Raw genomic sequence first — 14790 nt, forward strand, 5'->3', positions numbered from 1 at the left:
CCCTTTCGGCGCCTATTGGGTAAGACCAGCGGCGACGAAAGGGGAACGATCATGCCGATGGAAAAGACCTTCAACGCCGCCGAGGCCGAGGCCCGCATCTCTGCCCGCTGGATGGACGAAAAGGCCGGTCGTGCAGGCGCGAACGCCAAGCCGGGCAAGCCCGCCTTTTCCGTGATGATCCCCCCGCCCAACGTCACCGGCAGCCTGCATATGGGGCATGCCTTCAACAACACGCTGCAAGACATTCTGGTGCGCTGGCACCGGATGCAGGGCCATGACACGCTCTGGCAACCCGGCACCGATCACGCGGGCATCGCCACCCAGATGGTGACCGAGCGCGAGATGGCCGCCCATGGCGAGCCCACCCGCCGCGAGATGGGCCGCGAGAAGTTCCTTGAGCGCGTCTGGCAGCAAAAGGTCAAATCGCGCGGCACCATCATCGGCCAGTTGCAGCGCCTTGGCGCCAGCTGCGACTGGGACCGCGAGGCCTTCACCATGGGGGGCGCCAAGGGCGACCCCGATCTGGGCAAGACTCAGAATTTCCACGATGCCGTGATCAAGGTTTTCGTGGATATGTATAACAAGGGCCTGATCTATCGCGGCAAACGCCTCGTGAACTGGGACCCGCATTTTGAAACCGCGATTTCCGACCTTGAGGTCGAGAATATCGAGGTCGCGGGCCATATGTGGCACTTCAAATACGAACTCGCGGGTGGCGAGACCTATGAATATGTCGAGAAAGACGAAGACGGCAATGTGACCTTCCGCGAGAAGCGGAATTACATCTCCATCGCCACCACGCGCCCGGAAACCATGCTGGGCGATGGCGCGGTGGCGGTGCATCCGTCGGATGCACGTTACGCGCCCATCGTCGGCAAGATGGTGAAACTGCCGCTCTGTGATCGCCTGATCCCGATCATCGCCGATGAATACCCCGACCCGAACTTCGGCTCGGGCGCGGTGAAGATCACCGGCGCGCATGATTTCAACGATTATCAGGTGGCCAAGCGCGGCGGCCTGCCCTGCTACCGCCTGATGGATACCCGCGGCCGGATGCGCGACGATGGCGCGGCCTATGAGGTCGCCGTGGCCCGCGCCCGCGAAATCGCCGCAGGCTCGCCCACGACTGAATCCGAGGTGGACAGCCTGAACCTCGTGCCGACGAAATATCGCGGGCTGGATCGGTTCGAGGCCCGCAAGGCCGTGATCGCCGATATCAACGCCATCGGCCTGGCCGTCACCGTGATGATCTCGGAGATCGACCCCGAGACGGGTTCAGAGCATCTGCGACTGGAACCGGTGGTCGAGTCGAAGCCGATCATGCAGCCCTTCGGGGATCGGTCGAAGGTGGTCATCGAGCCGATGCTGACCGACCAATGGTTCGTCGATACCGCCAAGATCGTCGAACCCGCGCTGGAGGCCGTCCGCACGGGCCGCGTGAAGATCATCCCGGAATCGGGCGAGAAAACCTATTATCACTGGCTGGAGAACATCGAGCCCTGGTGCATCTCGCGCCAGCTGTGGTGGGGCCACCAGATCCCGGTCTGGTATGACGAGGATGGCGCGCTTTACTGCGCTCCGACCGAGGCCGAGGCGCAAGCCAAGGCACCGGGCAAAACCCTCACCCGTGACCCCGACGTTCTCGACACCTGGTTCTCCTCCGGCCTCTGGCCCATCGGCACGCTGGGCTGGCCCGAGCAAACGCCGGAACTGGAGAAATATTTCCCGACCTCGGTTCTGGTCACGGGCCAAGACATCCTGTTCTTCTGGGTCGCCCGCATGATGATGATGCAACTGGCCGTGGTGGAGGATATCCCCTTCCACACCGTCTACCTGCATGGCCTCGTGCGCGACGCCAAGGGCAAGAAGATGTCGAAATCCTTGGGCAACGTCATCGACCCGCTGGAGATCATCGACGAATACGGCGCCGATGCGCTGCGCTTTGCCAATGCCGCCATGGCCTCGCTGGGGGGCGTGCTGAAGCTCGATACCCAACGCATCGCGGGCTATCGCAATTTCGGCACGAAACTGTGGAATGCCTGCCGCTTTGCCGAGATGAACGGCGTCTGGGAAGGCCACCGCACCCAAACCACCCCGCCCGTGGCCACGGCCACCGCGAACAAATGGATCCTGGGCGAAACCGCCAAGGCCCTCGCGGAAGTGAATGCGGCACTGGAGGATTTCCGCTTCGATTACGCGGCGCAGGCGCTTTACGGCTTTGTCTGGGGCAAGGTCTGCGACTGGTATGTCGAATTCGCCAAACCGCTGTTCGACGGCGAGCAGGCGGCGGAAACCCGCGCCACCATGGGCTTTGTGCTGGATCAATGCATGATCCTGCTACACCCGTTCATGCCCTTCATCACCGAGGAACTCTGGGCCACCACCGGCACGCGCGAGGGCCTGATCGCCCATGCCGATTGGCCGGAATTCGGGGCGGAGCTGATCGACACGGAGGCCGACCGCGAAATGGGCTGGGTCACCGGGCTGATCGACGACATCCGCTCGGCCCGCACGCAAATGCATGTGCCGGTGGGCCTCAAGCTCGACATGCTGGCGCTGAGCATGGATGCAGGCGCACGGGCAGCATGGGAACGGAACGAGGTGCTGATCAAGCGCCTCGCCCGGATCGAAAGCCTGACCGATGCGGCCGCCGCCCCCAAGGGCGCGCTCTCCATCGCGGCTGAGGGCGCCACCTTCGCCATCCCGCTGGAAGGCATCATCGACATCGCCGCCGAAAAAGCGCGCCTTGTCAAAGCGCTGGAGAAACTGCGCAAGGAAATCGGCGCCTTGCAAGGCCGCCTCGACAACCCCAAATTCATGGCCTCGGCCAAGGAAGAGGTGGTGGACGAGGCCCGCGCCAATCTTTCCGCCCGCAGCGAGGAGGCCGCGCAGGTCGAGGCCGCCGTCGCCCGTCTGGCCGAAATCGCCTGACGCCGCCAAACCCTTCTGCAATCTTCACCTTCGCTTCATGTTTTGAAGCGAAGGTGTGTTCCACAGCTTAGTGAGTGACCTATGCCCCGCAATGCCCTTTTCGTCGGCCACAGTCTTGTCAACCAGACCATGCCGCAAATGCTCAACCGCCTGCTGACCGGCACCGGCATCAAGGCCGATGCGCAGGTGATCAACGGCGCCCCGCTGCAATGGCAGTGGGAGCATGGCGCCGACGCGCCGGGGCTGAATGCCCGCGACGTCCTGCCCTCGGGCAATTACAACACCCTGATCCTGACCGAAGCGCTGCCGCTCGCCAGCTCGCTGCAATGGTCGGATACCTATCACTATGCCCGCGAATATGCGGAACTGGCCTGGGCCGCGCAAAGCGGCGCGCGGGTGATGATCTATGAAACTTGGGCCTATTTCGGCCCCGATGAATGGAACCCCAACCTGCCGCGCTACACCGATGCGCAATGGCGGGCGCAGATCACGGCGGATCGCAGCCTGTGGCAGGGCATCGCCGACCGGCTGAACAGCACGAAACCCGCCGATGATGCCTCGGTGGTGGTGGTGCCGGGCGGCACGGCGCTCGGGCGGCTTTACGATGCCATCAGCATCGGTCAGGGCCAGGGGCTGACCGGCATCCGGCAGATCTTCGGTGATCTGGTGCATCTGAACGACGCGGGCAATTACCTGATCGCGCTGGTGCAGCATGCGGCGATCACCGGGCGCTCTGGCGTGGGGCTGCCGACCAGCCTGACGAATGAATGGGGCGCCCGCTATACCGGCTGGACCGAGGCGCAGGCCGTGCTGTTTCAGCATCTGGCCTGGGAGGCCGTGGCGCTGGAAAGCCGCATCGCCACCACAGGCAGCGATCCGCTGGTGCGACTCGGCACCAGCGCGGCCAATAGCCTGAGCGGCGGCTCCGGGGATGACCGGCTGCATGGGCAGGCCGGGGCCGATACGCTCAGCGGTGGCTCCGGGCGCGACATGCTGACCGGCGATGCCGGGGATGACCGGCTGGTGGGCGGTGGCGGCGGCGACTGGCTCTCGGGCGGGGCCGGGCGCGACAGGCTGGAGGGCGGGGCGCAAAGCGATGCCCTGTTCGGCGGCACGGACGGTGACCGGCTGACCGGCGGCGGCGGTGCAGACCGTCTGAGCGGCGAGACCGGCGCCGATGTCTTTGTCTTTGCGCGTGGCCATGGCGCCGATACCATCACGGATTTCCGGCTGGCCGACGGCGACCGGCTGGCGCTGGCCTCCAGCCTTGTCGGCGGTCTGTCGGCGGCGGCGCTGGTCAGCCGCTTCGGCACCGATCTGGGCAGCAGCGTGCAACTGGATTTCGGCAATGGCGACCGTATCGTGCTGAGCAAGGTGGCCAGCCTTTCGGGCCTTGCCGCCGCGATCGACGTGATCTGAACCGGCCTGCCGGGGGGCAATCCCCGGCTTGCAGCGCGGGCGCGCTTGCGGTGATATGCGGGCATGAGCCACACGCCCCAAACGCCCCGCTACACCGATCTGGCCGCAAGCCTGCCAGCCTCCGTGCCCTTTGTCGGCCCTGAAACCGCCGAGCGCGCCGCGGGCCGGCCCTTTGCCGCCCGGCTGGGCGCCAATGAGAGCCTGTTCGGCCCCTCGCCCCGCGCCATTGCCGCGATGGAGCGGGCGGCGCGCGAGGTCTGGATGTATGGCGACCCCGAAAACCACGACCTGCGGCATGCGCTGGCCGCCCATCATGGCGTCACGCCCGATCATATCGTGGTCGGCGAGGGTATTGACGGCTTGCTGTCCTATCTGGTGCGGCTGGTGGTGGCGCCGGGCGATGCGGTCGTCACCTCGGACGGCGCCTATCCGACCTTCAATTTCCACGTCACGGGCTTTGGCGGCGTGCTGCACAAGGCGCCCTATCGCGGCGCCCATGAAGACCCCGAGGCGCTGCTGGCGCTGGCGGCAGAAACCCGGCCAAAGCTGCTTTATATCGCCAATCCCGACAATCCGATGGGCAGCCATCACCCCGGCGCAGTGATCGCCGCGATGCTGCCCCGCCTGCCCGAGGGCACGCTGATGGTGCTGGACGAGGCCTATATCGACCTCGCGCCCGAAGGCACGGCGCCGCAGATCGCGGCGGATGATCCGCGCGTGATCCGCTTCCGCACGTTTTCAAAAGGCTATGGCATGGCCGGGCTGCGGGTCGGCTATGCCATCGCGGCGCCGGGGCTGATCGCCGCCTTCCACAAGGTGCGCAACCATTTCGGCATGGGGCGCATTGCGCAGGCGGGGGCGCTGGCGGCCTTGCAGGATCAGGGCTGGCTGGGCGAGGTGCGCGCCCGCGTGGCCGCAGCGCGCGACAGGCTGGCGCAGATCGCGCGCGAGAACGGGCTGACCCCGCTGCCCTCGGCCACCAATTTCGTGACGATGGATTGCGGTCAGGATGGTGCCTTTGCCCGCAAGGTGCTGGCCGAAGTGGTGGCGCGCGGCGTGTTCATCCGCATGCCCTTCATCGCGCCGCATGATCGCTGCATCCGGGTCAGCGTGGGCGATGCCGCCGCGCTGCAAACCTTTGCCGAGGCCCTGCCGCACGCCCTCGCGGCGGCGCGGGCTTAATCGGCCTTGGCGGTCTCCGCCGGGCCGAGGCTGGGCGCGGCCCCTTCGCTGGCCAGCGCGCTGCCCAGCTTGGGCGCCGGAGCCTCGGGCGCAGGCTGCGCCACCAGCGGCACGGCAGCCAGCGCCTCGGCCGTCTTGCCCGCCACCGGACGGCGGAACACCAACAGGGTCTGATAGCTGGTGCTTTTGCCGGTCAGGCCCGCGCGTTCCTCGCAAGGCAGGGTATCGGCGCGCAGATACTCCCATCCGTCCCGGGCCAGATCGTTCATCACCTGCGCCAGCGTATGCGCGAACCGATCCGCCGTGGTCTTCAGCCCCCGGGCTTTCTCGGCCCGACGGGGGGCGGGAATGACTTTGAATTCAAACTGTTGCATCACGCTCTCCGCGCCGCGCCAAAAACTGCAAGCCCTGCCGGGACAGAGCCGGGCCGGGGCCGCGACCGGGCCGGGCCAGAGCCAAGCCTGTCGGGCCGCCTGTCTTGATAGAAAGCCGCAGCGCCGCGCGCAACTGCCGATCTCGGCCATGGTGCAGATCGGCTTGCGGAAAACCACAACTATTCGTGACCCCGGCAGGAGAGTAGCCACGATCCACCCGCATTGCGGCCACAGGTCATTCTGGGAGGAATACCATGATCGTTACCCCGCACACGGCCCCCCAGGGCCGAAAACCGCTTTATGCCCAGCTTTACGTTCAGGTGCTGGTTGCCATCACGCTGGGCATCCTGCTGGGTCATTTCTGGCCCGATATTGGCGCCAGCCTGAAACCGCTGGGCGATGCTTTCGTCAAACTGGTGAAGATGATCATCGCGCCGGTGATCTTTCTGACCGTCTCCACCGGCATCGCCGGGATGACCGACATGAAGAAGGTCGGCCGCGTGGCGGGCAAGGCGATGATCTACTTCCTCACCTTCTCCACGCTGGCGCTGGTGGTGGGCCTTCTGGTCGGCAATCTGGTGCAGCCGGGCGCGGGCATGAACATCGACCCGGCGACGCTGGATGCCGAGGCGGTGGCGAAATACACCGAAAAGGCGCATGAAACCACCATCACCGGCTTCCTGATGGAGATCATCCCGACCACGCTGGTCGGCGCCTTTGCCGAGGGCACTATCCTTCAGGTTCTGTTCATCTCGATCCTGTTCGGCCTGTCGCTGGCTTTGGTGGGCGATCATGGCAAGCCGGTCTACAATTTCATGCAGACCCTCACCTTCCCGATCTTCAAGCTGGTGGCGATCTTGATGAAATTCGCCCCCATCGGTGCCTTTGGCGCGATGGCCTTCACCATCGGCAAATATGGCATCGCCTCGGTGGTGAACCTGGCCTTCCTCGTGGCCTGTTTCTACCTGACCGCCTTCCTGTTCGTGGTGGTCGTGCTGGGCGCCGTGGCGAAATATAACGGCTTTTCCATCTTCAAGCTGGTCCGCTATCTGAAAGAGGAGCTGCTGCTGGTCTTGGGCACCTCGTCGTCGGAGGCCGCCCTGCCCTCTCTGATCGAGAAGATGGAGCGCGCCGGCGCCTCGCGCTCGGTGGTGGGTCTGGTGGTTCCGACCGGCTACAGCTTCAACCTCGATGGCACCAATATCTACATGACCATGGCGGCGCTGTTCATTGCGCAGGCCACCAATACCGACCTGACGCTGGGACAGGAAATCCTGCTGCTGGCGGTGGCGATGTTGTCCTCCAAAGGGGCGGCGGGCATCACGGGGGCCGGTTTCATCACGCTGGCTGCCACGCTTTCGGTGGTGCCGACGGTGCCGGTGGCCGGTATGGCGCTGATTCTGGGTGTGGATCGCTTCATGTCCGAGGTGCGCGCGCTCACCAACTTCATCGGCAATGCCGTCGCCACGCTGGTTGTGGCCCGCTGGGAAGGCGAGCTGGACCAGACCGCGCTGCACGCCGCGCTGGAGGGCAAGGCCGCACCGCTGCCGCCGCATCCGGTGGATCTGCCGCCCGCCTTCGCGGATGATGTGGTCGCGGCAGACTGAGCATTCAAAAAGGAAAGGGCGCCCTTTTTCAGTTCTGGATCAAAGTCTTACAGGCCAAGTTTCTGCGCGACCATGGCATTCACAACCGCCGGATCGGCCTTGCCGCCGGTGGCTTTCAGCACCTGGCCCGTGAACCAGCCCGCCAATTTGGCATTGACCTTGGCCTTCTCGACCTGAGCCGGATTGGCCGCGATCAGATCATCCAGCGCCTTTTCGATGGCGCCGGTATCGGTCACGGCCTTCATGCCGCGCGCCGCCGCCACCTCGGCCGGGTCGCCGCCTTCGGTCCAGAGGATTTCAAACAGATCCTTGGCCATCTTGCCGGTGATCTCGCCCTTCGCCAGCAGGTCCAGCATGCCGCCCAGTTGCGCCGCCGAGACCGGGCTGTCGCTGATCGCGTGACCCTCTTTGTTAAGCCTTCCGAACAGCTCGTTAATCACCCAGTTCGCCGCCGTTTTGCCCTCGCGCCCCTGCGCCACGGCCTCGAAAAAGGCCGCCGCGTCCAGCTCGGCGGTCAGCACATTGGCGTCGTAATCGGTCAGGCCGAAATCGGCCATGAAGCGGGCCTTCTTGGCATCCGGCAGCTCGGGCATCCGCGCCGCGATGTCATCGACCCAGGCCTGTTCAATCTCCAGCGGCAGCAGGTCCGGGCAGGGGAAATAGCGGTAATCATGCGCCTCTTCCTTGGAGCGCATCGACCGGGTTTCGCCCTTGTCGGGGTCATAGAGCCGGGTCTCCTGCACGACCGAACCGCCATCCTCCAGAATCGCGATCTGGCGCCGCGCCTCGTAATCAATCGCCGCCTGAATGAAGCGCAGCGAGTTCATGTTCTTGATCTCGCACCGCGTGCCCAGATGCGAAAAATCCTGCGTTTCCTGATACTTCTCATATTGCCCCGGACGGCAGACCGAGACGTTCACATCGGCCCGCAGGTTGCCGTTCTGCATATTGCCATCGCAGGTGCCCAGATAGCGCAGGATCTGGCGCAGCTTGGCCACATAGGCCGCCGCCTCCTCGGGGCCGCGAATATCGGGGCGGCTCACGATCTCCATCAGGGCCACGCCGGTGCGGTTGAAATCGACGAAGGACATGTTCGGGTCCATGTCGTGAATCGACTTGCCCGCATCCTGCTCCAGATGGATGCGCTCGATCCGCACCAGCCGCGCCACGCCCGGCCCCATCTCCACCAGCACCTCGCCCTCGCCCACGATCGGGTGGTAAAGCTGGCTGATCTGATAGCCCTGCGGCAGGTCGGGGTAGAAATAGTTCTTGCGGTCAAAAGCCGAGCGCAGGTTGATCGCCGCCTTGAGCCCCAGACCCGAGCGCACGGCCTGCTCGATGCAATATTCGTTAATCACCGGCAACATGCCCGGCATGGCGCAATCGACGAAGCTGACATTGCTGTTCGGCTCGGCCCCCACGGCGGTCGAGGCGCCCGAGAACAGCTTGGCATTCGAGGCGACCTGCGCGTGGATCTCCATCCCGATCACCAGTTCCCAATCGTGTTTCGCCCCGGCGATCACCTTGGGTTTCGGCATGTCATAGGTCAGATCAAGCATCGGTTTCCCCTTGCAAACTTGCCCCCTTCATAGGCGGCGGCGGGCTGTCGGGCAAGGCGCTGCGCAAGGCCCGAGTGGCGGATTTTCGCGCATTCGACCAAGGAAAACTTGCCACAACGCACAGAAGCACGGCACAAAACCGCGTCGCGCAAGGACGCGTCGCCGCTATGGAATCGCCCATGTCCCGCAAAATCGGCCTTTTCGGGCTCATTGCTGCCCTCACCCTTGCCGGGTGCAGCCTGCAATCGACGCAAAAGGCCGAGGCGACGACGGTGCCGCCGATGCGGTGGGATCACCACCCCGAAGCCGCGAAATGGACGACGAACACCCTGCTGGCCGTGGCCGAGGAGGATGCGGTTCTGGCCGCCCGCGTGCCCGCCGACATCGCGCAATGGTGCCCCGGCTACGAGAGTGCCAGCCTGCCCGAGCGCCGCGCCTTCTGGGCCGGGCTGATCTCGGCGGTGGGAAAATACGAGAGCAGCTACAATCCGCGCGCGGCAGGCGGCGGCGGGCGCTATATCGGCATCATGCAGATCTCGCCGCGTTCGGCCGCCAATTACGGCTGCGACGCAAGATCGAGTGGTGCGCTGAAGGATGGCAGCGCAAATCTGGCCTGCGCGGTCGAGATGGTGGCGCATAATGTCGCCCGCGACGGGGTGGCCGTCGGCGGCGGCAATCGCGGTATCGGTCGCGACTGGATGCCCTTCCGCAAGGCAGACAAGCGCGCCGAAATGCGCGCCTGGCTCAGCAGCCAAAGCTATTGCCAGTGATCAGCGCAGCTTGAAGGCCAGCGCCAGTTCCGCCAGCGCCTCTTTCTGCTGGGGGCTGATGCCTGCGGGCTGCGCTGCGATCACATCGCGCAGCACCGCCATGCAGGGGTCAAAGACCTCCGGCCCGCCCAGCTTGGCCAGACGCCGCGCCAGACGCGAAAACCCCGGCATCGGCCCGCCGCACTGCATCATCAGCCAACGGCCAAGTATCTGAGCTTCCTGCGCTTTTTGCAGATCATACCCCAGATGGTGCTGCAAACTGACCAAAAGCGCATTCTGCTGCTCTTGCGTCGGCAAGCCGCCCAGCTCCATCATCGCCATGCCAAGGCCCGCCACAGCCACATCCGGCTCTTCCAGCGCCTCGACCGGATGACGGCCCGCTTGCCGCCGAAAGCCGAAACGGCGGGCGGCGGCGGCCAAATCTCCTGCCATATCAACAAGATCCTGCGCAGCATGGCCCGCAGCGCGCGCCCGCATCATCCAGTAAATCAACCCGGCCGCTGCCGCCAAAATTGCCAAGATCACCGGCATCACTCGCCCTCCAATTGTCCCTTTCTTGGGTCGCACATCGCCGGCCCCAAGGTCAAGCACCCGGTCAACCCCCTGAAAAACCAACATTTTCTGTTCAAAAATATCCCGCGGGGGGCGGGGCCGCAGGCACCGGGGGGCGCGAAGCCCCCCCCTGCGCGGGGTCAGCCCAGCATCCGCCCCACCATCTCGCCCAGATCCCGGCTGAGGCCGGGCGCTGCCGCGATCCGGGTCAGCTCCCCCCTGATTTTCGATTGGAAATCAGACCCATAGCGGCGCCAGGTTTCAAAGGCGGTGGACATGCGGGCGGCGGTTTGCGGGTTTTTGGCATCCAGCCGGATCAGCCAATCGGCCAGCAGGCGATAGGCGGCGCCCGAGGGGTGGTGGAAGCCCGCATGGTTACCCGACAAGGCCCCCATCACCGCCCGGAAGCGGTTCGGGTTTTCCATGCTGAAATCGGGCCGAAGGGTAAGCGCATGTACAGATTCGGCCAGTTTTTCGGGCGAAGTGTACAGCACCTGTACACTGAACCACTTGTCCATCACGAGACGGTCATGGCGCCATTCGGCCTCGAAGGCGGCCAGCGCCTCGGCCCCTTGCCCGATGTCGAGAAGGGCCGCGAGCGCGGCCAGACGGTCGGTCATGTTGGAGGCCGAGGTAAACGCGGCGCGCGCGGCTTGCCCGCCATCGACACGGCTGAGCAAGGCGAGGCAGGCATTCGCCAGCGCGCGATGGCCCGCTGGCCCGGCCTCGGCGGAAAACGCGCCGGGGGTGGCATGGGCCGCACGCATGCCGGGCAGCGCGGGCGCCAGCACCTCGGCCAGTGCGGTGCCCATCTGGCGGCGCGCGGCGTGGATCGCCGCCGGGTCAGGCACCTGCCCGGCAGCGGCGAGGGTGGCGGCCATGTCATCTTCCGAGGGCAGGCGCAGCATCAGGGCGCGATAGGCCGGATCGAGGCTTTCATCCTGCACCAGCCGCGCCACGCCTGCCAGCCAATCGGCAGGCGCGGGGGCGCCGCTGGTCGCCATCTCGGCCAGACCCTGTTTCGCCAGCGCGCGGCCCGCCTCCCATCGGTTGAACGGGTCGGTGTCATGGGCCAGCAGCAGCGCGCGGTCGGCGCGGCTTTGGGCATGGTCCAGCACCACGGGGGCGGAAAAGCCGCGCAGGGCCGAGACGACGGGCCGCGCCGCCAGCCCCTCGAAGTGGAAGGTTTGCTGCGGCTGCGACAGTTCCAGCACAGTGGTCGGCAGCACCTCATCGCCATTGGGGTTCAACAGGCCAAGCGCCACCGGGATCAGCTTGGGCGCCTTGTCGGGTTGCCCCGGCGTGGGCGGGTTCATCTGCGTGAGCGTGAGCGACAGCGTGCCATCCTGCCACTCTTCCGTGAGGGTGACGCGCGGCGTTCCGGCCTCGAAATACCAGCGGCTGAACTGGGCAAGGTCGCGCCCCGTGGCATCCTCGAACACCTTGAGCCAGTCCTCGATGGTGGCAGCCTGCCCGTCATGGCGGCTGAAATAGAGGTCGAGCGCCTTGGCATAGGCGGCCTCGCCCACCAGCAGGCGCAGCATGCGGATGATCTCGGCGCCTTTTTCATAGACGGTGGCGGTGTAGAAATTGTTGATCTCGACAAAGCTGTCGGGGCGGACCGGATGCGCCAGCGGCCCCTGATCCTCGCGGAACTGGCGGGCGCGCAGCGCCAGCACATCCTCGATGCGCTTCACGGCATGGCTGCGCAGATCGCCGGAGAATTGCTGATCGCGGAAGACGGTCAGGCCTTCCTTGAGGCAAAGCTGGAACCAGTCACGGCAGGTGATGCGGTTGCCGGTCCAGTTGTGGAAATATTCATGGGCGATGATCGCCTCGATGCGGCTGAACTCGTCATCCGTCATGGTTTCGGGGGTGGCGAGAACGCATTTGGAGTTGAAGATGTTCAGCCCCTTGTTCTCCATCGCGCCCATGTTGAAATCATCGACCGCGACGATGTTGAACACGTCGAGGTCATATTCGCGCCCGTAAACCTGTTCGTCCCAGGCCATCGAGCGTTTCAGGCTATCCATGCCCCATTGGCAGCGGTCGGCATCGGAGGGGCGGACCCAGATGTTCAGCGCCACCTCGCGGCCCGACTGGGTGGTGAAGCGGTCGGGATGGGCCACCAGATCGCCCGCGACGAGGGCGAAAAGGTAGGCGGGTTTGGGCCATGGGTCGTCCCATTCCGCCCAGCCCTCGCCGCTGGCAATGGGGTTGCCGTTCGACAGCAGCACCGGATGCGGGCCTTCCACGCGGGTGCGGAAGGGCGCCATGACATCGGGGCGGTCGGGATAGAAGGTGATTTTGCGAAAGCCCTCGGCCTCGCATTGGGTGCAATACATGCCGTTCGACATGTAGAGGCCCTCAAGGGCGGTATTGGTTTCGGGCGAGATTTCGACCTCGGTTTCCAGCGTGAAGCCCGCGGGCGGCAGCAGGGCGGCGGGCAAAGTGAGGCCGGTGGCATCGGGCGAGACGCCGAGCGGCTGGCCGTTGAGGGAAAGCGCGATGAGGCTGAGGCCCTCGCCATGCAGGCGCAGGTCTTGGCCCGGATCGGCGGCGGGATTGGGCGCGAAGGTGATCCGCGCCAGAACCCGCGTGGCGCGGGGGGCCAGGCGGAAGGTCAGCGCGACCTGGGCGGGCTGCCAGGGAAAGGGTTTGTAATCCGAGAGATAGACGGTGTTCTGATCGGCCATGTGCGCCTCCTGCATCGCGGGCAGGCTAGCGCATGGTGCGCCGGGCGCAAGGCATCAACTGGCCCCGAATTCAACTGGGCCGGGTGAGGATCAGCGGGCCGGACTCCAGCGCCACCACGGTATGTTCATATTGCACGACGGGCGCGGCGGGGCGGCTGAGCAGCGTCCAGCCATCGCGGCCCTGATCGGCCCAGACGGCGCCGGTTGACAGGAAGGGCTCGACCGTGAGGACAAGGCCCCGGGCGATGCGGCGGCGCTCGCGGCGGGCGGGCCAGGTGGGGATTTCCTCGGGGTCTTCATGCAGCGCGCGGCCAATGCCGTGGCTGGCAAGGTTGCGCACGAGGGTATAGCCGCGCGCCTCGGCAAAGCGGCCGATGGCCTGGCCGATGCCCGCGAGGGGGCGGTCGGCGGCGACCTGATCGAGGCCGATTTGCAGGGCGCGCTGGCCGTCGCGGCAGAGGCGCTCCTGGTCGGGGCGCACCTGGCCCAGGGGGATGCTGGCGCCGGTATCGCCGAAAAACCCGCCCTTGGAGGCGGAGACGTCGATATTCACCAGATCGCCCTCGCGCAGGATGCGGTCGCCGGGGATGCCATGCGCGGCCTCTTCATTGACCGAGATGCAGGTGGCGCCGGGGAAGTTATAGACCGTCTCGGGTGCCGATTGCGCGCCCTCGCGGTCCAGATAGGCGCGACCGATGGCGTCCAGCTCGCGCGTGGTCATGCCGGGTTCCATGGCGCGGCGCATGGCTTGCAGGGTATTGGCGACGATGAGGCCGATGGCCTTGAGACCGTCGAGTTCATATTCCTGCGTGATGGTCATGCGCGGCTCCTGTGGGTGGGGGGCGATATGCCCCCCTTGCAGTGTCAGATCAGGCCTTCCTTGCGGAACAGGGCCTTCAGGTCGGCCTCGGGGCGGGCGCCGAAATGGCTGATCACCTCGGCGGCGGCGACGCAGCCCATGCGGCCCGCAACCTCCAGCGACTGCCCGGTGGCCATGCCATAGATGAAACCGGCGGCGAACTGGTCGCCCGCGCCGGTGGCATCCACCGGCACCACGCGGCGGACGGGGACCACCGCGCGCTCGGTGCCGCGCAGCACGATGACCTCCTCGCCCGAGCGCGTGCAGGCCACAAGGCCGCAATCGGCGGCGGCCTGTTTCAGCGCCGAATCGAGATCGGTTTCATAGAGGCTTTCCCATTCGTGCTGATTACCGATCACATAATCCAGATCGCGCACCAGACGGCGGAAATCGGGGCGGTGGCGGTTCACGCAGAAGGGGTCTGACAGCGCAATCCCGGCGCGGCCCCCGGCCTGACGGCAGAGGCGGGCGGCGCGCTCGAAGGCCTCCTTGCCCTTGGGCTTGTCGTAAAGATAGCCCTCAAGGAACAGCACCTCGGTATCGCCCGCGACCGCATCGCTCACATCCTCCGGCCCCAGTTCGGAGGAAATGCCAAGATAGGTGTTCATCGACCGCTCGCCATCGGGCGAGACGAAAATCATCGAGCGTGAGGTGGGCAGCTCGCCCCCCGGCACCGGCGCGTTGACGAAGGCGGTGCCCTCGTCGGCCATGGCCTTGGCGTAGAAGCGGCCAAGCGCATCATCATGCACGCGGCCAATGAAGGCCGATTTCAGGCCCAGCATCCCCAGCCCCGCCAGCGTATTGGCGACCGAGCCGCCCGGCGCCTGCACGCGGTCTTTCA

Annotated in this window: 11 protein-coding genes; 5 read left to right on the top strand and 6 right to left on the bottom strand. The window is 65.7% G+C overall.

What is annotated here, in order from left to right:
* Positions 1-51: 51 nt before the first annotated feature.
* The 3 genes from JNN06_RS16695 to JNN06_RS16705 all read left to right on the top strand — a co-directional run bounded on the left by JNN06_RS16695 (position 52) and on the right by JNN06_RS16705 (position 5532).
* On the top strand, positions 52-2931 hold the full coding sequence (locus tag JNN06_RS16695) for a valine--tRNA ligase (protein ID WP_291240721.1): 2880 nt from the start codon (positions 52-54) through the stop codon (positions 2929-2931).
* A gap of 129 nt (positions 2932-3060) precedes the next feature.
* On the top strand, positions 3061-4350 hold the full coding sequence (locus tag JNN06_RS16700) for a hypothetical protein (RefSeq protein ID WP_291240722.1): 1290 nt from the start codon (positions 3061-3063) through the stop codon (positions 4348-4350).
* Between the two features lie 63 nt (positions 4351-4413).
* Positions 4414-5532, top strand: coding sequence for a pyridoxal phosphate-dependent aminotransferase (locus tag JNN06_RS16705; protein WP_291240723.1), 1119 nt, complete (start codon positions 4414-4416; stop codon positions 5530-5532).
* Here the strand turns inward: JNN06_RS16705 and JNN06_RS16710 are convergent.
* Positions 5529-5906: a DUF4177 domain-containing protein gene (locus tag JNN06_RS16710; RefSeq protein WP_291240724.1), complete on the bottom strand. Its 378-nt coding sequence runs from the start codon at positions 5904-5906 to the stop codon at positions 5529-5531. The two genes, JNN06_RS16705 and JNN06_RS16710, sit on opposite strands and share 4 nt — an antisense overlap.
* Before the next feature lie 254 nt (positions 5907-6160).
* Between JNN06_RS16710 and JNN06_RS16715 the strand changes: the two genes are divergently transcribed.
* A complete protein-coding gene (locus JNN06_RS16715; RefSeq protein WP_291240725.1) occupies positions 6161-7513 on the top strand; it encodes a dicarboxylate/amino acid:cation symporter in 1353 nt (450 codons plus the stop codon).
* A gap of 47 nt (positions 7514-7560) precedes the next feature.
* Here JNN06_RS16715 and gatB read toward each other — a convergent pair whose 3' ends face one another.
* Positions 7561-9072: an Asp-tRNA(Asn)/Glu-tRNA(Gln) amidotransferase subunit GatB gene (gene gatB, locus JNN06_RS16720; protein ID WP_291240726.1), complete on the bottom strand. Its 1512-nt coding sequence runs from the start codon at positions 9070-9072 to the stop codon at positions 7561-7563.
* A 179-nt stretch (positions 9073-9251) separates the two neighbouring features.
* Here gatB and JNN06_RS16725 point away from each other — a divergent pair, with 179 nt between their 5' ends.
* Positions 9252-9842, top strand: coding sequence for a transglycosylase SLT domain-containing protein (locus JNN06_RS16725; RefSeq protein ID WP_291240727.1), 591 nt, complete (start codon positions 9252-9254; stop codon positions 9840-9842).
* On the opposite strand, the gene JNN06_RS16730 is transcribed toward JNN06_RS16725, so the two are convergent.
* The 4 genes from JNN06_RS16730 to JNN06_RS16745 all read right to left on the bottom strand — a co-directional run.
* Positions 9843-10373, bottom strand: coding sequence for a hypothetical protein (locus tag JNN06_RS16730; RefSeq protein WP_291240728.1), 531 nt, complete (start codon positions 10371-10373; stop codon positions 9843-9845). It abuts the gene before it with no gap.
* A gap of 161 nt (positions 10374-10534) precedes the next feature.
* Positions 10535-13090: an aminopeptidase N gene (gene pepN, locus JNN06_RS16735; protein WP_291240729.1), complete on the bottom strand. Its 2556-nt coding sequence runs from the start codon at positions 13088-13090 to the stop codon at positions 10535-10537.
* 70 nt (positions 13091-13160) lie between these two features.
* Complete coding sequence (gene map / locus JNN06_RS16740; protein WP_291240730.1) at positions 13161-13910, bottom strand: type I methionyl aminopeptidase; 750 nt, start codon at positions 13908-13910, stop codon at positions 13161-13163.
* A 44-nt stretch (positions 13911-13954) separates the two neighbouring features.
* Positions 13955-14790, bottom strand: an 836-nt coding sequence (locus tag JNN06_RS16745; protein WP_291240731.1) for an adenosine kinase, incomplete at its 5' end; no start/stop codon positions are given.

The sequence above is a fragment of the Gemmobacter sp. genome (assembly GCF_016792925.1).
Lineage (GTDB): Bacteria > Pseudomonadota > Alphaproteobacteria > Rhodobacterales > Rhodobacteraceae > Gemmobacter.

What these genes read in the sequence shown, in the direction of transcription:
- JNN06_RS16695 (WP_291240721.1), top strand. Translation starts at nt 52, where the DNA reads ATGCCGATGGAAAAGACCTTCAACGCCGCCGAGGCCGAGGCCCGCATC.
- JNN06_RS16700 (WP_291240722.1), top strand. Translation starts at nt 3,061, where the DNA reads ATGCCGCAAATGCTCAACCGCCTGCTGACCGGCACCGGCATCAAGGCC.
- JNN06_RS16705 (WP_291240723.1), top strand. Translation starts at nt 4,414, where the DNA reads ATGAGCCACACGCCCCAAACGCCCCGCTACACCGATCTGGCCGCAAGC.
- JNN06_RS16710 (WP_291240724.1), bottom strand. Translation starts at nt 5,906, where the DNA reads ATGCAACAGTTTGAATTCAAAGTCATTCCCGCCCCCCGTCGGGCCGAG.
- JNN06_RS16715 (WP_291240725.1), top strand. Translation starts at nt 6,161, where the DNA reads ATGATCGTTACCCCGCACACGGCCCCCCAGGGCCGAAAACCGCTTTAT.
- gatB (WP_291240726.1), bottom strand. Translation starts at nt 9,072, where the DNA reads ATGCTTGATCTGACCTATGACATGCCGAAACCCAAGGTGATCGCCGGG.
- JNN06_RS16725 (WP_291240727.1), top strand. Translation starts at nt 9,252, where the DNA reads ATGTCCCGCAAAATCGGCCTTTTCGGGCTCATTGCTGCCCTCACCCTT.
- JNN06_RS16730 (WP_291240728.1), bottom strand. Translation starts at nt 10,373, where the DNA reads ATGCCGGTGATCTTGGCAATTTTGGCGGCAGCGGCCGGGTTGATTTAC.
- pepN (WP_291240729.1), bottom strand. Translation starts at nt 13,090, where the DNA reads ATGGCCGATCAGAACACCGTCTATCTCTCGGATTACAAACCCTTTCCC.
- map (WP_291240730.1), bottom strand. Translation starts at nt 13,910, where the DNA reads ATGACCATCACGCAGGAATATGAACTCGACGGTCTCAAGGCCATCGGC.